The organism is Shimia sediminis, assembly GCF_003990645.1.
Lineage (GTDB): Bacteria > Pseudomonadota > Alphaproteobacteria > Rhodobacterales > Rhodobacteraceae > Shimia > Shimia sediminis.
On sequence record NZ_RYZK01000005.1, the window covers coordinates 158,092 to 178,879 of the forward strand.

Consider the following 20,788-nt stretch of genomic DNA (forward strand, 5'->3'; position numbering starts at 1 on the left):
AAAATTGCGACGTTGAGCGATGTTACCGGCAAAAGATTCAGGAAATTGTCATGTAATGCGGAACCGTCAGGCATTTTTGGAATGCACTGTTGCCGCCACGGGAACAATACCCAGAACCAGTTGCCTGTCAGGTCTGGCCCGGCGCAGGCGTGTGGTTAAAGAGATAGGCGGTCAAACAGGCTTCGCGCCCGCCCAGTTCCTCGATTTTGGCACGCTGATCGGCAAAGGCCAAAGTGTTCACCGCGTCGGGATCGCATATCTCACGCAGGCGACGTTCGCCTTCTGCAAGTGCCGCAGAAACACGCGGGTTGTGATCTTTGACCTCGGCCAGGTTCTGACGCTCGTCGGGGTCCGCCGCGAGGTCAAAGAGCTGCGGGTCCTGACCGACATAATGCACGTATTTCCACATCTGCCAGCGCACCATGAACGTCCCTGTTGTCGAGCCGCCATCATGATATTCGCTAAAGCCTGTTCGGTCGGGGTCATCGGGCGCATTGGCCAGCGTGGTCAGTGCGGTGCCCGAAGCCTCGGCATCGACATTCAGAACGTCAAACGCCGTGGCGGCAATGTCGCGCAGGTTGGCACAGGTCGTCACCCGGCGCCCTTTGGGCACACCGGGACCGGCAACAATCATCGGCACGCCCGCGGATTGCTCGTACATCACCTGCTTGGTCCAAAAGCCCTGATCTCCCATCATGTCTCCGTGGTCCGAGATGTAGACAACCACGGTGTTTTCAGCCTGTCCGCTCTGTTCCAGCGCGGTCATCACGCGGCCGAAACAGTTGTCCATGAAAGAGGTCAGCCCGTAGTAAGCGGCCTTGGCCTCGCGCATTTTCTGTTCGTCAAAATAGGTGTCATAGTTGAAGAAGCCCTGCACGTTCTTCATTTCGTGGTGGTCGGGGGGCGTTTCTTGGTACCCCACCGGCAGGTCCATTCTGGCAGGATCATACAGGTCGGACCATTCCTGCGGGCAGGTTAGCGGATAATGCGGGCTGACCAGCGAGACAAAGGCCGCCCAGGGCTGGTCCTGCCCCGCGCTGGCGTGCAACCACTCTTCGGTGGCGGTGGTGATGTCACGGTCATAACGGGTGTACGAACTCTCTCCGACGCCAACATCCGCCGCCAACTCACCTGCCGCGTCATAGTCGGGCAGGGGATCACGCAACAGGCCGATGGGCCAGCCGACGCCCCCCACCACATGCATCGGCGGGATTTCCTGGGAAAACCCATTGTCATCCTCGCCCGAGCGAAAGTGCAGCTTGCCGATCGACACCACCTCGACCCCGGCATCGCGCAACTCGCGCATCCAGCTGCGCCGCTTGCCGTCATAAGGCTGGGCGCTGTCCCAATGGCGGATGTTGTGCACCCAATCGCCACAGGCCAGCGCCGCACGGGTCGGGACACACATGGGCGACGGGGTATATGCGCGCTCGAACACCGCGCCACGGGCCGCGAGCGCATCAAGGTTGGGCGTCTGCACAATCGGATGCCCCATACAACCCATCGCATCGCGACGATGTTCATCCGAAATCACGATCAACAGGTTCTGCCGGGTCATCTGAGCCTCCGTTTTTTGCCAGATTAGGCAGCACTGCTGCAAAAGTATCGCGCGAAAGCGACATCTCCGAGGACAGGTGAGCGGCGGCGCTTCCCCTCTTGCCAGACACAACATATAGTGTGCATAAGACCGCAATCGCGCCAAAGAGCGCGGGTTTTGAGGTTTCAAAGGGTAAGCGGGGACCAGAGCAATGGCGCATATCATCGTGGTCGGCAATGAAAAGGGCGGTGCGGGCAAGTCTACCATGTCCATGCATATCGCCACGGCGCTTGCGCGGCTGGGCCACAAGGTCAGTGCGCTGGACCTGGACCTGCGCCAGAAAACCTTTGGCCGTTATGTCGAAAACCGCCGCGCATTCCTTGCGGAGAAAGGGCTGGACCTGCCCAGCCCCGACTACCACGACCTGCCCGAGATCGACCCAGCGACGCTGAAACCGGGCGAGAACATCTATGATCATCGCCTGTCCGCCGCGGTTGCGACGCTGGAGCCGGACAGCGATTTTATCCTGATCGACTGTCCCGGGTCACACACGCGACTGAGCCAGGTGGCGCATTCGCTGGCCGACACTCTGGTCACGCCGCTGAACGACAGTTTCGTCGATTTCGACCTGTTGGCGCACACGGACCCGCTGGGCGAAAAGATCCTCGGGCCGTCGGTCTATTCCGAAATGGTCTGGAACGCGCGTCAGCTGCGGGCCCAGGCCGGGCTGAAGCCCATCGACTGGGTGGTATTGCGCAACCGGATGGGCGCGCAGCAGATGGTCAACAAGGAAAAGATGGGCAAGGCGCTGGACAACCTCGCGCGGCGCATCGGTTTCCGCGTGGCACCGGGTTTCAACGAGCGGGTGATCTTTCGCGAATTGTTCCCACGCGGGCTGACCCTGCTGGACCTGCGCGACATTGGCGTAAAGCAACTCAACATCTCGAACGTCGCCGCGCGTCAGGAGTTGCGTGACCTGTTGAAAGCGCTGAACCTGCCCGGTGTCGAGGTGAATTTCTAAGAGCGCACGCCGGCGGACCTTTTTCGCATCAGAACCACAAGGTTTGACGCGGCCAGCGCGCCGATCACGATGGTGCCGCCAATCAACGTCCATGAGCCGGGATTTTCCCCCAGCACCACCCAGACCAAGAGCGGCGCCAAAACCGACTCCAGCAAAATGAGCAAGGCGACCTCGGCCGAGGTGATGTACCGGGGACCCAGCGCCAGAAGTGACGCGCTGAACACGATGAAGACCGCGTAAAAGGGTAGAAATACAAGCTGGTCAGCAGGGATCGTCATCGGTTCGATAAACGGCAAGAGCACCAGCGCGGACCCGCAATAGGCCATCGGCACCGCGGGCACCATCGACACGTGCCGCACCCGTCTGGCCGCGGTCAACCCGGCGGCAAAACTGGCCGCGACCAGAACCGCCGCCAGGTCTCCGCGCCACGAGGCGTGTTCGGTTTCGCCCGAGCCATAGGCAATCAGCGCCAGCCCCGGCAACACCGCTGCAATGGTCAAAACCATCCGCAGGCTGATCCTTTCGCCCAAAAAGATCCAACTGAAAATCGACGCAAAAATCGGCATCGCGGCAATGATGAACACGGCGTTCGCAACGCTGGTCAGGCTGATGGCCATCACAAAAAGAACACCGCTCAGGGCCAGGGTGACGATGTAGAGCGCCCCGTAACGACCCGTCGACAGCACCTCGCGAAACGGCGCGCTGCCCTTCAGGGCAAGCAGGCCAATCAGGATCAGCCCCCCGGCAAGGCCATTGCGCCAAAAGGCGATCACCAGCGGGTCGGCATCAATCAACCGCACAAACAGCGAGTCCGGCACCACGAACAACACACCGGCAAATGTGATCAACAGGCCCTTAAACTGCGAGGTCACGGGCCACCTCGTCCGCGAGCCGTGCCACGGCTTCAAACAGGATGTCGATATCTTCCATACGTGTGCGGTGATTGGTGATGTTCACGCGGATCGCCGTCTTGCCGTAGAGCTTTGTGGTTGAGGGCGCTGCGATGCCGCTTTCCTGCAGCCGCAGCACGATTTCTGTGTTGAGACTGTCCAGCTGCGCCTCGGTCAAGCCTGCGCGCAATGCCCGGAAACAACAGATGTTGAGCGCCACGGGCGCCATCAACTCGGTCGCGGTGCTGGCTCTTGCCTTGTCGCCCAGATAGGCCGCTTGCGCACAGTTCTGATCCACAACCCTGCCCAGCTTTTCCGTGCCATGTTCGGCAATCTGCGCCCAGATCTTCAGCGCCCGAAAGCCGCGCGACAGTTCGGGGCCGTATTCAGTTGGCCATGGATTGGCAGCTGAGAGGCCACGCGACGTGGCCACCAGATAGTCGGGGCGCTCGGAAAAGGCGCTGCGATGGTCCTCTTCGGACCGGATCAGCACAAATCCCGCGTCGTAGTTGACCTGCATCCATTTGTGGAAATCAAAGGCCAGCGAGTCGGCGCGCTCCAGCCCACGGAGCAACGGGCGCCTTGTGGTGCTCAGCATGGCGGTAGCGCCAAAGGCGCCGTCAACGTGGAACCACATGCCAGTGTCCCGCGCGATGTCGGCCATGGTGTCGAGATCATCGATGGACCCGACGTTCACCGCGCCGGCCGTGCCGATCAGGGCAAAGGGGGTGAGTCCCGCCGCCTGATCCCTGGCGATCGCGGCGCGCAGAGCCGCGAGGTCGATACGAAACTCCGCGTCCGTGGGAATCTTGCGCAAGGCGTCCGATCCGAGGCCAAGAATGTCAAAGGCGCGCGCCACGCAGGAATGGGTTTGATCCGAAGTATACCCGACAAGCCTGGCGCCGTTCAGTCCCGCAGTGCGCGTGGCAAACCCCAAGGCCCGGTCCCGCGCAGCCTTGAGCGCAATCACCGTGGCGATGGACGTGCCGGACACCACCAAACCGCTGGCGGTTTCGGGAAACCCGAACATCTCGCGGCACCAGTCCACCACCTGTCTTTCGACATAGATCGCGCCGTGATCACGTCCGCCGAGGTTGGCGTTCATGGCGGCGGCTGCAATCTCGGCGATCATGTTTGACGGCGTACCGGCCCCATGCACCCAGCCAAAGAAACGCGGATGCGTATTGCCCACCCCATGCGGCAAAAGCGCGGTGATCTGATCCTGCACCGCGTCGTTCCCGTGCCCCGTACGTGGCAAGGGTGCTTGAAAAGCGGTTTTCTGATCCTCTGGCAGCGGCGTCCACACCCGCCCCTGGCCTGCGCCCTCTAACCTGTCCAGCGCCGCCTCGAGCATCGCGTGGGCAGAGGCGCGAAAATCCTCCCAGTTCTCTGGGTCAAGGCTTACAGGGGGAATGGGGGTGGTCATGGCGTTATGTCCCGAACGAAAAAGGCGACTGCCATTTCAGTCGCCTTTCCTTTGGGCCAAGTAAACCCCCTGTCCTCGGACACGGCGCAACATTGGCTTCAACACATTGTCGATTTCAAAAATGTGATGGTTCGTAGGACCATCGTGGCCAGAGGCACGCCCACGCATCAATCAACTGATCCCGGCCAACCGCTTGAGCATCATCCGCAACAGGCGCACCTCTCCATCGGTGAACTTTTTGCTGATCTCGGCGTCATAACGCTCGGCCACGCTGCGCAGGTCGAGATAGGCCGCCGTGCCGGCCTGCGTCAGGGTCAGGTATTCCTGTCTGCGATCATCCTCGGATCGTGCGCGGGTGACGAATCGTTTCTCGACCAGTTTGGTCACAGCACGCGAAATCTTGGTTTTGTGAATCTTCGCGCGGATCACGATGTCGGTGGCGGTCATCTGTCCAAAAGCCCCGAGATGGAACAAAACCCGCCACTCGGTCCGCAGCATTCCGTATTTGTTTTTATAGAGTTGTGTGAAGGCGAGGCTGCTTTCCTCGGCCGCTTGGTTCAGCAGGTAGGGCAGAAAGACCTGTAAGTCGAAATCATCTTTTTTAGACATTTTGCGTCTCCTTCGCCTTGTTAGTTACAAAAAGAACTATTACCAAAGCAACTAAATTCGAAACAGGAGCGCGCGAAAAATGACAAAACATACTGTTCCGACCCGAATGCAGATGGCCCCGTCGATTGCAGGGCCGCACGAGGGCTACATGCCGGGATTCGGCAATGATTATGAAACCGAAGTCCTGCCGGGCGCCCTGCCCCAGGGCATGAACTCGCCCCAGAAATGCAACTATGGTCTTTATGGCGAGCAACTGTCGGGCACGGCCTTTACCGCGCCCAGCCATCAGAACGAGCGGACGTGGTGCTATCGCATCCGCCCCTCGGTGAAGCATTCGCATCGGTACGAAAAGATCGACGTGCCGCATTGGAAGTCGGCCCCGAATGTCGACCCGGATGTGACCTCTTTGGGTCAATACCGTTGGGATCCGGTGCCGCACAGCGACCAGGCGCTGACCTGGATCAATGGCATGTACACCATGACCACGGCAGGCGATGTGAACACTCAGGTGGGCATGGCGTCGCATATCTATCTCGTGAACACGTCGATGGAGGATGACTATTTCTTCTCGGCCGATTCCGAACTGCTGGTGGTGCCGCAAGAGGGCGTGCTGCGGTTTTCGACCGAGTTGGGCATCATCGATCTGGAGCCGAAAGAGATCGCCATTATCCCGCGCGGCTTGCTCTATCGCGTGGAAGTGCTCGAAGGTCCCGCGCGCGGCTTTGTCTGCGAAAACTACGGCCAGAAATTCGAATTGCCGGGCCGCGGCCCCATCGGTGCCAACTGCATGGCCAACCCGCGCGACTTCAAGGCGCCGGTGGCGGCCTATGAAGACCGCGAAGTGCCCTCGACCGTGACCGTGAAATGGTGTGGTCAGTTCCACAAAACACAGATCGGCCAGTCGCCGCTGGACGTGGTGGCATGGCACGGCAACTACGCGCCGGTGAAATACGACCTGCGCACCTATTGCCCGGTTGGCGCGATCCTGTTTGACCATCCCGATCCGTCCATCTTTACCGTACTGACGGCACCTTCGGGCCAGCCGGGCACCGCGAACATCGACTTTGTCCTGTTCCGGGAACGCTGGATGGTGGCAGAAGACACATTCCGCCCGCCGTGGTATCACAAGAACATCATGTCCGAGCTGATGGGCAACATCTATGGCCAGTACGACGCCAAACCGCAGGGATTCATCCCCGGTGGCATGTCCTTGCACAACATGATGCTGCCGCATGGTCCTGACAAGAACGCCTTTGAGGGCGCATCGAACGCAAACCTGGGACCGGATAAGCTGGACAACACCATGTCCTTTATGTTCGAAACGCGTTTCCCGCAGCATCTGACCACATTTGCCGCAGATGAAGCGCCGCTTCAGGATGATTACATTGATTGCTGGTCCGATATCGAAAAGAAATTCGACGGCACTCCGGGCAAGAAATAAGGAACACAAAGCAATGCCATTGATGAAAAGCTGGGTGGCTTCGGCCAACGACGCCAACCACCCCTTCCCGCTGAACAACCTGCCTTATGGCGTATTCTCGACCGAGGGCACCGAAGAACGCTGCGGCGTCGCTATCGGGGACATGATCCTCGACATGGCCGCGGCAGAGGAAACCGGCCTGATCAAGATTTCGGAGATCCCGGTCTTTGACGCGCCTTACTGGAACGAGTTCATGGATCTCGGGTCGGACGCCTGGGATGAGCTGCGCGCGCGCCTGATCGCGCTTTTGTCCGACGGCAGCGAGGCCCGCGCCGCGGTTGAGGCGCTGCTGGTTCCGATGGCCGATGCCACGCTGCACATGCCGCTGGTGGTGCCGGAGTACACCGACTTTTACGCAGGTCGGCACCACGCCGTGAACGTGGGTTCGATGTTCCGCGATCCGGCCAACGCTCTGCCCCCCAACTGGCTACACATCCCGATCGGCTATAACGGTCGTGCCTCGTCAGTGATCGTCTCGGGCACCGATGTGCGCCGCCCCTGGGGTCAGCTGAAAGGCCCGAACGATGACCTGCCGCGCTGGGGCAAATGTGCCCGGTTCGACATCGAGCTTGAGATGGGCGCTATCGTTGGCACGGCCTCGGATGCGCCGATCACCGTGCAGGAAGCGGATGACAACATCTTTGGCTATGTCCTGCTGAACGACTGGTCTGCACGCGATATCCAGGCCTGGGAATACCAGCCGTTGGGCCCGTTCCAGGCCAAGGCAACCGCTACGACAATCAGCCCCTGGATCGTGACCAAAGCCGCGCTGGAGCCTTTCCGCACGGACACGCCCGAGCGTGAGTTCGAACTGCTGGACCACATCAAAGACTGCGGCCCGATGCTCTATGACATCGACCTTGAGGTCACCATGGCCCCTGCCGGCAAAGAACCGACCACGATTGCCCGCACCAACTATAACGAGATGTATTACTCAGCCGCACAGCAGCTGGCGCATCACACCACGGCGGGCTCGCCGATGAACGTGGGTGACCTCCTCGGGTCGGGCACGATCTCGGGGTCGGAAAAGGAAAACCGCGGCTCGCTGCTGGAGCTGAGCTGGGGCGGTAAAGAGCCGATGACGCTCGACACCGGCGAAGAGCGCTCGTTCATCGAAGATGGCGATACGCTGACCCTCAAAGGTGCGGCCAAAGGTGACGGCTACACCATCGGCTTTGGTGACTGTGTTGGCACCGTGATTGCCGCACTTGATGACCCCTACGCCCGGTAAGTTGATGAGCAACCGCCCCACATATGTTGGCTATATCGCCATGAGCCTGGATGGCTTTATTGCGGATGCCAAAGGGAGTGTTGAGTGGCTCGATCCGTTCAACGCCGCCCTTGGCGATGCTGGCGAAGATGGAGGCTATGCGGCCTTCATCGAACTGGTCGACGCCTTGGTGATGGGGCGCAGCACCTATGAACAGGTGTTGGGCTGGGGTTGGCCCTATGGCGCGCGGGCGGGCTATGTCCTGACCCGCAATCCGGGCTTTGAAGGACAGCACGTGAGCGCGGCAGGCGACGTTGAACACCTCCGCGCCGCGATCAAAGCCAATGGCCACCAGCATATCTGGATCATGGGCGGCGGCGAGGCCCAACGTGCCGCACTCGACGCGGGTATGTTCGACACGCTCAGCGTCTTCATCATGCCGACCCTGCTGGGCCAAGGCCTGCCGTGCTTTGCCCCCGGACCACAACACAACCTGACTCTGACCGCCTCGCGCACCCTGCCGGGCGGCATCCTGAAACTCGACTACGCGATCAAGGACTGACCAAAATGGCAAAAGCATTCGCGTCCCAAGGGGACATGACCGAAAAGAAAATCACCTTTGATGAGATCGGTGAAGGCCTCTACGCTTTTACCGCCGAGGGCGACCCGAACTCGGGCGTCATCATCGGGGATGACTCTGTGATGATCGTCGAAGCGCAAGCCACCCCGCGCCTGGCAAACAAGGTGATCGAGTGCGTGCGCACCGTCACCGACAAGCCGATCACCCATGTCGTGCTGACCCACTATCACGCGGTCCGCGTTCTGGGCGCATCTGCGTTCAACGCACAACAGGTCATCATGTCCAACACCGCCTATAACATGGTGCTGGAACGCGGTCAGGAAGACTGGGACAGCGAGTTCCAACGCTTCCCGCGCCTGTTCGAGGGTCACGAGTCGATCCCCGGCCTGACCTTTCCGACCACCACCTTTACCGACGAAATGACCGTGTTCCTGGGCAAGCGCCGCGTGAACATCAAACAGATCGGCCGTGCGCACACCGCCGGTGACGCCGTGATCCACGTGCCGGACCAGAACGTCATGTTCACCGGCGACATCGTCGAAGATCACTCGGCCTGCTATTGCGGTGACGGTCACTTTGCCGATTGGGGTCAGACGCTGGACAACATCATGGCCTATGACGTCGACGCCATCGCGCCGGGTCGTGGTGGGGCATTGGTTGGCAAAGAGGCCGTGGGCCGCGCCATCGAAAGCACCCGTGACTTTGTCCAGAGCACCTATCTGCCCGCGGCCCGCGTGGCCGCCCGCGGTGGTAGCCTGAAAGAGGCATGGGACGCCGTCCGCGAGAGCTGTGATCCGAAATTCGCAGACTATGCCATCTATGAGCATTGCCTGCCCTTCAATGTTGCGCGCGCCTACGACGAAGCGCGCGGCATCGCGCACCCCCGCATCTGGACCGCCCAGCGCGATCTGGAGATGTGGGAAGCCCTGCAGGGCTGAACAGGACGCTCTTCAAGCCCTGACGGGCTTTCCTCGCGAGGAGGCCCGCAAGGGCTGAGGAGCACCCCCGGTCGTCGCATTTGATTCAGATCGTGTGACGCCAGACCGGGTCATGAGACACTAAACGCAATCGTTCCGGCGCAATCCCCGCGCCGGGGCACGAGGAAGATTTGCCCATTTACGGGAGGAGACCCCATGAACAAGATCTTTGAAATCCCGCTTTACGCCTATGAGCGCAGCGCGGATCAGGATGCTGAGACCCCCGTCCGCCGCAAGGTGGTCGTGGTGGGTGCCGGCCCAATCGGCCTTGGCGCGGCCATCGACTTTGCCCAGCAAGGCATCGAAGTCGTCGTGCTGGATGACAACGACAAGGTAAGCTTTGGCAGCCGCGCCGTGTGCTACGCCAAACGCCCGCTGGAAATCCTGGACCGTCTGGGCTGTGGCAAGCCCATGGTCGACAAGGGCGTCGAGTGGAACATCGGCAAGGTATTCTTTGACGAGCGTCAGGTCTATCAGTTCGACCTGCTCCCCGAAGACGGTCATGAGTTCCCCGCATTCATCAACCTGCAGCAATACTATTTCGAAGAATACATGGTGAACCGTGTGCGCGAATTGCAGGAACAGGGCGCGCCGATCGAGATCCGTGGCCGCAACAAGGTGTTGAAAGTAGAGGAAAAAACCGACCACGCTGCGATCCTCGTCGACACGCCGGAAGGTCAGTATCACCTCGAGGCAGACTGGCTGATTGCCTGCGACGGTGCCACCTCGCCCATTCGCGGCATGATGGGGCTGGACTTTGTTGGGCGCATCTTTGAGGACAACTTCCTGATCGCCGACGTGATCATGGAGGCCGAGTTCCCGACCGAGCGTTGGTTCTGGTTCGATCCGCCCTTTAACAAAGGTCAGTCGGCGCTGCTGCACAAACAACCCGATGGCGTCTGGCGCATCGACCTGCAACTGGGTTGGGACATCGACAAGGAAGAAGAGAAGAAACCCGAAAACGTCATCCCGCGCCTCAAGGCGATGCTGGGCGACGATGTCGAGTTCGAGCTAGAGTGGGTGTCGATCTATACCTTCCAGTGCCGTCGCATGGAAACCTTCCGCAAGGGTCGCGTTCTTTTTGCCGGGGATGCCGCCCACCAGGTGTCGCCGTTTGGCGCGCGTGGTGCCAACTCGGGACTGCAGGACACCGACAACCTTGTCTGGAAAATGAAGCTGATCTTTGACGGGATCGCCGATGAATCGCTGCTCGACAGCTATGATTACGAGCGTATTCACGGGGCGGATGAGAACATTCTGAATTCGTCACGGTCGACCGATTTCATCACGCCGAAATCGGATATGAGCCGTGTGCTGCGGGATGCGGTTCTGGATCTCAGCGAAGTGCACGAGTTCGCCCGTCCGCTGGTGAACTCGGGCCGTCTGTCGGTGCCCTGCACCTATGATGGCTCGCCGCTCAACTCGGCGGATGCGCTGCTTGATGGCCCCGCTCGCACCCGTCCCGGCAGCCCCTGCCCGGACGTGCCATTGGGGGATGAGTTCCTGCTGCCAAAGCTGGGTGACAAGTTCACGCTGCTGACGATTGACGCAGAAGCTCCTGATTCCATTGAGGAAAGCGGCATCACCGTGACCCGTCTGGCGCTGTCGACCAAGACCGATCCGACGCAGATGCTGAAAGAGCGGTTCCTGGGCGAAGCCGAAAGCGGCGTCTACCTGATCCGTCCGGACCAGCACGTCGCGGCGCGCCGTCCGAGCTTTGATGAAACCCTGATCCGCGCCGCGATCCGCCGCGCCATCGGCAAGGAGTAAGCCCCATGTCCGACCTGAACCTGACCCCGAACATCGCCGGCGCAGACGACTTTTACGCCGAGCTTCTGGCCACCCACGAGGGCCTGTCGAAAGCGGACAGCGATGCGCTGAACGCCCGGCTGGTGCTGGTGCTGGCAAATCACATTGGAGACCGCGCGATCCTGTCTCAGGCGCTGGCTGCTGCCGCGCTGAAATCCGAGGAGTAACACTCATGAAAATCGAACAAATCCACCACGTCGCCTATCGTTGTAAAGACGCCAAGGAGACGGTCGAATGGTACGGCAAGATGCTGAACATGGACTTTGTCCTGGCGATTGCCGAGGATCACGTGCCGTCGACGCACGAACCTGACCCTTATATGCACCTGTTCCTGGATGCCGGGAACGGCAACGTTCTGGCGTTCTTTGAACTGCCGACCAAACCGGAAATGGGCCGTGACCCCAACACCCCGATCTGGGTGCAACACATTGCTTTCAAAGTAAAAGATCGCGAAACCCTGATTGAATTCAAAGAGCATCTCGAGCGCGAAGGCGTCGAGGTTCTGGGGGTCACCGACCACTCGATTTTCCACTCGATCTACTTCTTTGATCCCAACGGTCACCGTGTTGAATTGGCCTGTCCGGATCCCGAGGAAGAGGCGATGCTGAAGCGGATGGATGAGGTGAAGTGGGACATGCTGAACGAATGGTCCGTCACCAAGAAAGCTCCGCAGCACGCCAACTGGCTGCACGCGAAAGAGCTCGACAAGAACATTTAACATCGCAAGTTAAATGGTGTAGAACCAAGAGAACCGGCCTCGCGGGGCCGGTTTTTTTTGACCCGTAAGGCAGGCCCATGACTGACACGATCCTTTATGACTACTGGCGTTCCTCGGCGAGCTATCGGGTGCGGATTGCGCTCAATCTCGCAGGGGTCGAGTACCGGGCGATTTCGGTGGATCTGGTCAAGGGAGACCACAGGTCCGAAGCCCATCTGGCGCGCAATCCGCAAGGGTTGGTGCCGGTGCTGGAGATCGACGGGCACAGCTTTACCCAATCGCTGGCGATCCTGGATTACCTCAATGAAACCAGAGACTTGAACCTTCTTCCCAAGGACCCGGCAGAGGCCGCAAAAGTGCGCGCGCTGGCCCATTCGGTGGCCGTGGATGTGCACCCGGTCTGCAACCTCGGGGTGGTGGGGCATGTGTCGAAGCTGCTGCCCGAGGACGAGGGTGCCAAGGTCAACTGGATGACCCATTTCATCCCCCCCGGACTGCGCGCTTTTGAAGGGCTTTTGACCCGGTTTGAACAGGCGCCCTACTGCTGTGGAGACACGCCGGGGCTGGCGGATATCTGTCTCATGCCGCAGCTTTACAACGCCCATCGTTGGGGTGCGGATGTCTCGGATTGCGCCCGTATTCAGGCGGTTGAAACGGCCTGTGCCGCGCATCCGGCCTTTGCCGCGGCCTATCCGGATGCGGTGAAACCGGGCTGATCCCGCCCCCCTCCCCGCCATTAACGAAGTCTTTACAAACCGCGTCCCAGCGCGGTTTTAACCAAGTTGTACACCTTTTTTTGGGGCGACTCTCCAAGTTGTACAACATGGTTAGGTGTTAATATCCTCTTAAATTAGCCAATCCTTAAGGGTCGGGCGGCGGTTTACACGTGGTAAAGTTACGAAATTTTCGAAAATACTGAATTTGTGTAACATTTCTCTTGCGTCGAATCGCAATCCATCCTATCCCGACCATGCGGTCGGCTAATCCCGACGATGAACAGGACAAAGGTAACACCCATGGACGCATTCATCTGCGACGCGACACGGACCCCGATCGGGCGATATGGTGGCGCGCTTTCTTCGATCAGAACGGACGATCTGGCGGCCCTGCCCATTGCAGCGCTGATCGAGCGCAATCCGCAGGTCGACTGGGCCAGCATCGACGACGTGATTTATGGCGATGCCAACCAGGCGGGCGAAAGCAACCGCAACGTGGCGCGCATGGCGGCCCTGTTGGGCGGGTTGCCCATTGACGTTCCGGGCACCACCGTGAACCGCCTCTGTGCCAGCGGCATGGACGCCGTGGGCATGGCGAGCCGGGGCATCAAGGCAGGCGACTATGACATGGCCATCGCGGGCGGTGTCGAAAGCATGAGCCGTGCGCCGTTCGTGATGCCGAAAGCCACCAGCGCCTTTACCCGCGCCAATGCGGTTTACGACACCACCATCGGCTGGCGTTTCGTGAACAAGAAAATGCACGAGATGTACGGCACGGATTCGATGCCGCAAACCGCGGACAACGTGGCCGAAGATTACAATATCAATCGCGCCGATCAGGATGCCTTTGCCGCGACCAGTCAGGCCCGTTGGGCGGCTGCGCATGAGGCGGGCATTTTCAAGGACGAGATCACCCCGGTCAGCGTACCGCAGCGCAAGGGCGATCCGGTGATTGTGGACACTGACGAGCATCCCCGCCCCGGCACCAGCGCTGAAAAGCTGGGTGGCCTCAAGGGTGTGAATGGACCGGACAAGACTGTGACCGCCGGCAATGCCAGCGGCGTCAACGATGGCGCGGCAGCGATCCTGATGGCCAATGAGGCCGCAGCGGCCAAGAATGGCCTGAAGCCAATGGCCCGCGTTGTGGGCATGTCGGTGGCCGGTGTGGAGCCGCGTGTCATGGGCATTGGCCCGGTGCCAGCCAGCCAGAAGGTTCTGGCGCGCGCCGGTCTGAGCATCGACCAGATGGATGTGATAGAATTGAACGAGGCTTTTGCAAGCCAGGGGTTGGCAACGCTGCGCGCGCTTGGCGTGGCGGATGATGCACCCCATGTAAATCCGAATGGTGGTGCCATTGCCATCGGCCACCCGCTGGGCATGTCCGGCGCGCGGCTGGTGCTGACCGCCGCTTATCAATTGCAACGCACCGGTGGGCGCTATGCGCTGTGCACCATGTGCGTCGGAGTTGGACAGGGCGCCGCCCTGATCCTTGAACGTGTGTAAACGGGAGGAAACCGTCAAATGTATGCACAAATGATCAAAACCGCGTCCGCGGGCGTCAAATCTCGCGAAGAGATGACCGATCAGGAACGTGAGTTTCAGGACAAGATCGACAACGACATCAAGATCGAACCGCGCGACTGGATGCCGGACGATTACCGCCGCACGCTGATCCGCCAGATCGGCCAGCATGCGCACTCGGAAGTTGTGGGTCAGCTGCCGGAAGGCAACTGGATCACCCGCGCGCCGACACTGGAGCGCAAGGCGATCCTGTTGGCCAAGGTGCAGGATGAGGCAGGCCACGGTCTGTATCTGTACTCGGCCGCCGAAACGCTGGGCGAGAGCCGCGATGAGCTGGTCAAGCTGTTGCACGAAGGTCGGATGAAGTATTCGTCGATCTTTAACTATCCGACGCTGAACTGGGCCGATATTGGCGCGGTGGGCTGGCTGGTGGATGGCGCGGCCATCGTGAACCAGGTGGCGCTGCAGCGGACATCCTATGGCCCCTATTCGCGCGCCATGATCCGGATTTGCAAGGAAGAGAGTTTCCACGCACGTCAGGGCTATCATGCGATCATGAAGATGGCCTTTGGCACGCCCGAACAGAAGCGGCAGGCGCAGAGCGCGGTTGACCGTCTGTGGTTCCCGGCGATCATGATGTTTGGCCCCACGGATGCGGACTCGACCAACTCGGATCAGTCGATGGCCTGGAAGATCAAGGTCAAGTCGAACGATGAGCTGCGTCAGCAGTTCGTGGACCAGACCGTGCCGCAGATCGAATATCTGGGACTGGATCTGCCGGATCCGAACATCAAGTGGAACGAAGAACGTGGCCACTATGATTTCAGCGACCCGGATTGGTCGGAATTCTTCAACGTCATCAAGGGCAACGGCCCCTGCAACGTCGACCGGATGAAAGACCGTGTCGCCGCATGGGACGATGGTCAGTGGGTCCGTGATGGCCTGTTGGCACATGCTCAGAAAAAAGCCGCTGCCAAGGTTGCAGCAGAGTAATCAGGACCGCTCTTCCGCCCTTGCGGGCGTCCTCGCGAAGAGGGCCGCAGGGCAGATGAGCACCCCCCGAAAGGAATGGGAGAGAGACAATGAAAAACGAATGGCCCCTTTGGGAAATCTTTATCCGCGGTCAACATGGCATGAGCCACCGTCACGTCGGCAGCCTGCACGCACCGGACGCGGCAATGGCGATCAAGAACGCCCGCGACGTCTATACCCGCCGCAACGAAGGCGTGTCGATCTGGGTTGTCGAAGCCCAGCACATCAGCGCAACAGCTCCGGGCGACAAGGGCCCGCTGTTTGAGCCCTCGGAATCGAAGATCTACCGTCACCCGACATTCTTCGACATCCCCGAAGAAGTGGGGAGCATGTAATGTCGGTCGATAAGCAACAACTTTTGCAGTTCCTGCTGCGCCAGGGGGACAATACTCTGGTGCTCGGGCACCGCGTCTCGGAATGGTGTGGGCATTCGCCCATTCTGGAAGAGGATATCGCGCTGGCCAACACCGCGCTGGACCTGATCGGCCAGACGCAGATGTGGCTGGGCTATGCCGCAGAGGTTCAGGGCGAAGGCAAGAGCGCCGATGACCTGGCATTCCTGCGCGACGCCTGGGATTTCCGCAATGTTCTGCTAGTTGAGATGCCGAATGGCGACTTTGGTCAGACCCTGTTGCGCCAGTTCCTGTTTGACGCGTTCCAGTCGGTTCTGATGGGCCGGTTGATGAAGTCTTCGGACGAGCAGGTGGCGGCGATTGCGGCCAAGGCCTCGAAAGAGATCACCTATCACGTTGAGCGGTCTGCGGACACTGTCGTTGGCCTGGGGGATGGCACCGAAGAAAGCCACAACCGCATGCAGGCGGCGCTGGAATACCTCTGGCCCTATGTGGGTGAGATGTTCGAGAGCGACGAGACCGACGCCGCCATGGCGGCCGCCGGTATCGCGCCTGATCCGGCAAGCTTGCGCGAGGAATACGAGGCGCTGATCGGCAAGGTCTTTGCCGAGGCCACGCTGAGTGTTCCGGAAAGCCGATACAACCACAAAGGCGGACGTACCGGGTACATGCACACCGAGCATCTGGGGCATCTCCTGACCTCGATGCAGTGGCTGCAGCGCGCCTATCCGGGTTGCGAATGGTGAACCGGTTGGGGGGCTGACCTCGGTCCGTCCCCTGCCCTGTCACAAAGGACAAGATGATGACCCAGCCAAGTGTCAAACAGGTCTGGGAATGGTTGGAAACCATCCCCGATCCAGAAATCCCGGTGATCACACTCGTCGATCTCGGCATTATCCGCGACGTGGCGTTTGACGGAGAAACCTGTGTGGTTTCCGTCACCCCCACCTACTCGGGATGCCCGGCGACCTCGATGATCAACATGGATATCGAGACCAAGCTGCGCGACATGGGCCTCAAGCAAATTGAGCTCAAGCAACAGCTGGCCCCCGCCTGGACCACGGACTGGATGTCAGACAAGGCGCGCGACGCGCTGGAAAAATACGGGATCGCCCCACCGCAACCTTCGGGCGGCCCCAAACGTTGCCCCCATTGCGGCGGCAACCATCTCGAAAAACTGAGCCAGTTCGGCTCGACCCCGTGCAAGGCACAATGGCGCTGCCAGGACTGTCTTGAACCTTTTGAATTCTTCAAGTGCATCTAGGGAGGACCCGGAATGGCACGTTTTCACGAACTGGAAGTCACCGACATCCACAAGACCATCCGCGACGCTGTCGTGGTCACGCTGAAGCCCGTGAATGGCGCAGCAGACAACTTTGATTTCACCCAGGGCCAGTATCTGACCTTTCGCCGCGACTTTGACGGGGACGAGCTGCGCCGCTCGTATTCGATCTGTGCCGGCAAGGACGAGGGCATCCTGCAGGTCGGCATCAAGCGCGTTGACGGCGGGGCGTTTTCGACCTGGGCCAACGAAGAGCTGAACGTGGGCGACACGGTCGAGGCAATGCCGCCGATGGGCAGCTTTTTTACCGCGCTGGATGCGGGCAACGAGAAGAATTATCTCGGGTTTGCCGGGGGGTCGGGCATCACGCCTGTGTTGTCGATCCTGAAAACCACGCTGGCGGCGGAGCCGGACAGCACCTTTACGCTGGTCTATGCCAACAAGGGTGTGAACACGATCATGTTCCGCGAGGAACTGGAAGATCTGAAGAACATCTATATGGGTCGTTTCAACGTGATCCACGTGCTCGAGGCAGACGCGCAGGAAATCGACCTGTTCACCGGTCTGGTCAGCGAAGAGAAATGTGCGCAGCTGTTTGAAAGCGGCTGGATCGACATCTCATCGGTCGACACCGCATTCATCTGCGGCCCTGAGCCGATGATGCTGGGCATTGCTGCGGCGCTGCGGTCGGCGGGTCTGGATGATGCGCAGATCAAGTTCGAGCTGTTCGCCTCGTCCCAGCCGGGCCGCGCCAAGAAACGGGCGGTGTCCACGGATGCGGCCTCGGCCGCCAATCAGGCGACCGCTGCGATCACGCTGGACGGATCGACCCAAACGGTCGAGATGCCCAAGGATGTGACCATTCTGGATGCCGCATTGGGCAACAAGATGGACGCGCCTTATGCCTGTAAGGCCGGGGTCTGTTCCACCTGCCGCTGCCGTGTGATCGAAGGCGAAGTCGATATGGTCGCGAACCACGCACTTGAGGACTATGAGGTCGAAAAGGGCTATGTCCTGTCGTGCCAGTCCTATCCCGTCACGGACAACGTTGTTGTCGATTATGACCAGTAAGGAGGGCTGACCATGGCCGAAGATATGAGCATTGAAAGCTATCTCGCCGCTGGTGGCGTTCTGACCAACCCGACCAACGTACCGCCACGCTATCGCGCCGAGCTGATGAAGCTGATGACCACCTTCGTGGATTCAGAGCTGGCCGGGGCTGCGGGCTTTGCCGACGCGATCAACGCCGGACCGGGCATCAAAGAGCGCATCGCCGCTGCCAAGATCGTGCTGGAAAAGACCGACAATGCCGACAAGGTGTTGAAAATCATGGGTGAATTTGGTGTCGACGGAGATCGTTACGCCAACCATCACCCCTGGACCGCACGCCTGGCGCGCGACGCCGATATCGGCGCGAGCCGGACCGAACAGGACATGCGCCTGGCGGTGTTCAACTATCCGCTGCAGGGATGGGCCGACGCGGTGGTGATGAACCTGTTGATGGGGCGTGCCGTGGCCGTGCAGATGGCCGAGTTCTCGATGGTGAGCTATCAGCCATTGGCCGAAGCGTTCCGGGCGATTGCCCCGGTGGAAGCACGCCATGCAGAGCTGGCCGAAGAAGGTGTGGCAAAACTGGCCGAGGCTGGTGACAGTGCCGCGTTGCAGGCGAGCGTTGATTACTGGTGGCCGCGGGTGGCTGCATCTTTCGGATCGGGCGAGTCGGCCAAGGCGGACACGCTGAAAGCGATGGGTCTGCGCAAGACGCCAAATGCCGAGTTGAAGACCCGCTGGGAAGCTGAGACCAAGGCTGTTCTGGACAAGCTGGGCCTGAAGGCTGGGTGAATTTGTAGGTCGGACAAGATTGTCCGACCTACGAGGGCCCCTCTCGTGCACGCGGGAGGGGCCCTTTTTTATTGTGCCTCGATCTTGTCGACGGTGCGCAGCAGCACCTTGGCCAGCTGGTTGATCTGCTGTTCGTTCAGCGCGTCCTGCAGGATGCGGCGGTCATGTTCGGCGACCTCTTCCATCACCACCTCGGCAAAGACTTTGCCCTTTTGGGTGAGCCGCACAAAGCGTGAGCGTTGGTCGCCTGGATTGTCGGCACGTTGGACATAGCCGGATTGTTCCAATTGTTTCAGCACCTTGGTCATTCCGCCCGAGGTGATGAGGATGGCGCGGAACAGGGCGGTTGGGGTCATCTGCCAGGGCTCGGGCTGGCTGCGCAATGTCATCAGCGCCTCAAAGCCTGCCATGGTCAGCCCGTGTTTGGCGATCTCGGCGCGGGTGCTGTCGAGCACGAGGTCGTTGAGCCGGATCAGCCCCAGCATGACGCGGGTTTCGGGGCGGTCGAACTCGGGCCAGTTGGCACGGTATTCTTCGAGCGTATCCTGAAGGGTTTGTTTTTCGGTCATGGGGGCCTCGTGTATTTTGCCTTGCCGGAAAGATACATCATGTCTATATGAGGGTAAATACCTTTCCAGCAAGACACCCCCATGCGCACTGTAAAAGACCGGCTCCGCCATACATTGATGTTCGAAGGCATTGCGCTGGGGGTTGTCGCCACGGGCGGGGCCTGGCTGACCGGGCATTCGATGGCCGAGATCGGGTCGCTGGGCGTGTTGTTCAGCCTGCTCGCGATGGCGTGGAACTTTGTCTACAACTGGCTGTTTGACCTGTGGGATCGCAGGTATCGCGGCATGGCGCCACGGGGACCGGGCATTCGGGTGGTGCACGCGGTGCTGTTCGAAGCCTTTCTGATCGTGGTGGGGATATTCCTGACCGCCTGGTGGCTGAGCATCTCTTATTGGGACGCCTTTCTGCTCGATCTTGGGTTTTCGGCGTTTTTCCTTGTCTATGCCTATGTGTTCAACTGGACCTATGACGTGGTGTTTCCCGTGCCACGGGATGAGGTGCAGGCGAGTTAGTGCGGTCAGGCCAGGACGTTCGCTGCATCAGAAGTTGTAGACAAGTCCAATGTTGAGCTCGGTTTTGCGCAGTTCATAGGTGTCGAGCGTGTGAATGGTCATATCGCCCAACTCGGCCTCGATCCGCAGGGCAAGCCGTTCTGACAGACTGATATCCGCGCCGACACCCACAAAGGTATACGCCGATTCCTGAAAATCCGGCAGCTGGTCGATGCCTTTGCTGGCAACGCCTGCATAGCCAAAATAGGCCACTTTCGGGGTGCGGTAGCCAAGATGAAATTCGACCTGTAGCGAGTTGGCCCCGTCCTGGATGGTGCCGAGGGGCACGTTGGCATTCCAGCCGTTTTCAGTGGAAATCTCAAGTTCACCACCAATAAAGAAGCCGTTGGTCGCCTCGGGGTTCAGCGGAAGGCGCGCACCGCCAAAGATCGAGGCCGCGGCACCGCTGCTGCTGTGGGACCCGCTAACGTCGCCCTTATAATCAAAGTTGCCATAGCCGATTGAGGTGCCGACGTAGAACTCGAGAGCTCCTTCGTCGAAATCATACTCCTGAGCCGCTGCAGCGCCGCTCAGGGCCCAAATGGCGGCAACTGCAACTGCCATTGCGTGTTTGGAATGAAACATGACTGCCCCCTCTGAATGGAAAGAGGAACGCACAAAGTCAGTGGGGGCTGCAAGCATTTCCAAACCTAGGCGGTGAGAA

23 protein-coding genes are annotated in these 20,788 nt (G+C 60.0%); 17 read left to right on the top strand and 6 right to left on the bottom strand.

Annotation, left to right across the window (positions count from 1 at the left end; genetic code table 11):
- Positions 1-127: 127 nt before the first annotated feature.
- On the bottom strand, positions 128-1,558 hold the full coding sequence (locus tag EK369_RS12825; protein ID WP_127114656.1) for a sulfatase family protein: 1,431 nt from the start codon (positions 1,556-1,558) through the stop codon (positions 128-130).
- A 190-nt stretch (positions 1,559-1,748) separates the two neighbouring features.
- Between EK369_RS12825 and EK369_RS12830 the strand changes: the two genes are divergently transcribed.
- Positions 1,749-2,558 carry a division plane positioning ATPase MipZ gene (locus tag EK369_RS12830; protein WP_127114657.1) on the top strand — a complete coding sequence of 270 codons (810 nt, stop codon included), beginning with the start codon at positions 1,749-1,751 and terminating at the stop codon, positions 2,556-2,558.
- Here EK369_RS12830 and EK369_RS12835 read toward each other — a convergent pair.
- The 3 genes from EK369_RS12835 to EK369_RS12845 form a co-directional block, all read right to left on the bottom strand.
- Positions 2,555-3,430 carry a DMT family transporter gene (locus tag EK369_RS12835; protein WP_127114658.1) on the bottom strand — a complete coding sequence of 292 codons (876 nt, stop codon included), beginning with the start codon at positions 3,428-3,430 and terminating at the stop codon, positions 2,555-2,557. The genes EK369_RS12830 and EK369_RS12835 overlap by 4 nt on opposite strands.
- Positions 3,414-4,874, bottom strand: coding sequence for a pyridoxal phosphate-dependent decarboxylase family protein (locus EK369_RS12840; RefSeq protein ID WP_127114659.1), 1,461 nt, complete (start codon positions 4,872-4,874; stop codon positions 3,414-3,416). The genes EK369_RS12835 and EK369_RS12840 overlap by 17 nt, the downstream gene beginning before the upstream one ends.
- 171 nt (positions 4,875-5,045) lie before the next feature.
- Complete coding sequence (locus EK369_RS12845) at positions 5,046-5,483, bottom strand: MarR family winged helix-turn-helix transcriptional regulator (RefSeq protein WP_127114660.1); 438 nt, start codon at positions 5,481-5,483, stop codon at positions 5,046-5,048.
- Positions 5,484-5,562: 79 nt separating this feature from the next.
- Here EK369_RS12845 and hmgA point away from each other — a divergent pair, with 79 nt between their 5' ends.
- The 15 genes from hmgA (at position 5,563) to EK369_RS12920 (ending at position 19,003) form a co-directional block, all read left to right on the top strand.
- The gene (gene hmgA / locus EK369_RS12850; RefSeq protein WP_127114661.1) at positions 5,563-6,924 is read left to right on the top strand and encodes a homogentisate 1,2-dioxygenase; all 1,362 of its coding nucleotides are present in this window, start codon (positions 5,563-5,565) and stop codon (positions 6,922-6,924) included.
- 13 nt (positions 6,925-6,937) lie between these two features.
- Entirely contained in the window at positions 6,938-8,194 is a 1,257-nt protein-coding gene (gene fahA / locus EK369_RS12855; RefSeq protein WP_127114662.1) for a fumarylacetoacetase, read from the top strand.
- A gap of 4 nt (positions 8,195-8,198) precedes the next feature.
- Positions 8,199-8,735, top strand: a complete 537-nt coding sequence (locus EK369_RS12860; RefSeq protein WP_164726992.1) for a dihydrofolate reductase family protein — start codon at positions 8,199-8,201, stop codon at positions 8,733-8,735.
- Positions 8,736-8,740: 5 nt separating this feature from the next.
- Positions 8,741-9,691, top strand: coding sequence for an MBL fold metallo-hydrolase (locus tag EK369_RS12865; protein WP_127114664.1), 951 nt, complete (start codon positions 8,741-8,743; stop codon positions 9,689-9,691).
- Positions 9,692-9,886: 195 nt separating this feature from the next.
- Entirely contained in the window at positions 9,887-11,500 is a 1,614-nt protein-coding gene (locus tag EK369_RS12870; protein ID WP_127114665.1) for an FAD-dependent oxidoreductase, read from the top strand.
- A gap of 5 nt (positions 11,501-11,505) precedes the next feature.
- Entirely contained in the window at positions 11,506-11,706 is a 201-nt protein-coding gene (locus tag EK369_RS12875) for a DUF2783 domain-containing protein (RefSeq protein ID WP_127114666.1), read from the top strand.
- 5 nt (positions 11,707-11,711) lie between these two features.
- On the top strand, positions 11,712-12,257 hold the full coding sequence (locus EK369_RS12880; RefSeq protein ID WP_127114667.1) for a VOC family protein: 546 nt from the start codon (positions 11,712-11,714) through the stop codon (positions 12,255-12,257).
- 77 nt (positions 12,258-12,334) lie between these two features.
- Complete coding sequence (maiA, locus tag EK369_RS12885; RefSeq protein ID WP_127114668.1) at positions 12,335-12,973, top strand: maleylacetoacetate isomerase; 639 nt, start codon at positions 12,335-12,337, stop codon at positions 12,971-12,973.
- A 300-nt stretch (positions 12,974-13,273) separates the two neighbouring features.
- On the top strand, positions 13,274-14,476 hold the full coding sequence (gene pcaF / locus EK369_RS12890) for a 3-oxoadipyl-CoA thiolase (RefSeq protein WP_127114669.1): 1,203 nt from the start codon (positions 13,274-13,276) through the stop codon (positions 14,474-14,476).
- A gap of 18 nt (positions 14,477-14,494) precedes the next feature.
- A complete protein-coding gene (gene paaA / locus EK369_RS12895) occupies positions 14,495-15,487 on the top strand; it encodes a 1,2-phenylacetyl-CoA epoxidase subunit PaaA (RefSeq protein WP_127114670.1) in 993 nt (330 codons plus the stop codon).
- Positions 15,488-15,576: 89 nt separating this feature from the next.
- Entirely contained in the window at positions 15,577-15,861 is a 285-nt protein-coding gene (gene paaB, locus EK369_RS12900; RefSeq protein ID WP_127114671.1) for a 1,2-phenylacetyl-CoA epoxidase subunit PaaB, read from the top strand.
- The gene (gene paaC / locus EK369_RS12905) at positions 15,861-16,625 is read left to right on the top strand and encodes a 1,2-phenylacetyl-CoA epoxidase subunit PaaC (protein WP_127114672.1); all 765 of its coding nucleotides are present in this window, start codon (positions 15,861-15,863) and stop codon (positions 16,623-16,625) included. The genes paaB and paaC overlap by 1 nt, the downstream gene beginning before the upstream one ends.
- Before the next feature lie 56 nt (positions 16,626-16,681).
- Positions 16,682-17,143: a 1,2-phenylacetyl-CoA epoxidase subunit PaaD gene (paaD, locus tag EK369_RS12910; protein WP_127114673.1), complete on the top strand. Its 462-nt coding sequence runs from the start codon at positions 16,682-16,684 to the stop codon at positions 17,141-17,143.
- Between the two features lie 12 nt (positions 17,144-17,155).
- Positions 17,156-18,232, top strand: a complete 1,077-nt coding sequence (locus EK369_RS12915; RefSeq protein ID WP_127114674.1) for a 2Fe-2S iron-sulfur cluster-binding protein — start codon at positions 17,156-17,158, stop codon at positions 18,230-18,232.
- A gap of 12 nt (positions 18,233-18,244) precedes the next feature.
- Positions 18,245-19,003, top strand: a complete 759-nt coding sequence (locus EK369_RS12920; protein WP_127114675.1) for a Phenylacetic acid catabolic protein — start codon at positions 18,245-18,247, stop codon at positions 19,001-19,003.
- A 68-nt stretch (positions 19,004-19,071) separates the two neighbouring features.
- On the opposite strand, the gene EK369_RS12925 is transcribed toward EK369_RS12920, so the two are convergent.
- The gene (locus EK369_RS12925; RefSeq protein ID WP_164726993.1) at positions 19,072-19,572 is read right to left on the bottom strand and encodes a MarR family winged helix-turn-helix transcriptional regulator; all 501 of its coding nucleotides are present in this window, start codon (positions 19,570-19,572) and stop codon (positions 19,072-19,074) included.
- Between the two features lie 81 nt (positions 19,573-19,653).
- Between EK369_RS12925 and EK369_RS12930 the strand changes: the two genes are divergently transcribed.
- Entirely contained in the window at positions 19,654-20,085 is a 432-nt protein-coding gene (locus EK369_RS12930; RefSeq protein WP_127114677.1) for a PACE efflux transporter, read from the top strand.
- Between the two features lie 27 nt (positions 20,086-20,112).
- On the opposite strand, the gene EK369_RS12935 is transcribed toward EK369_RS12930, so the two are convergent.
- Entirely contained in the window at positions 20,113-20,709 is a 597-nt protein-coding gene (locus tag EK369_RS12935) for a putative outer membrane beta-barrel protein (RefSeq protein WP_164726994.1), read from the bottom strand.
- Positions 20,710-20,788 lie beyond the last annotated feature (79 nt).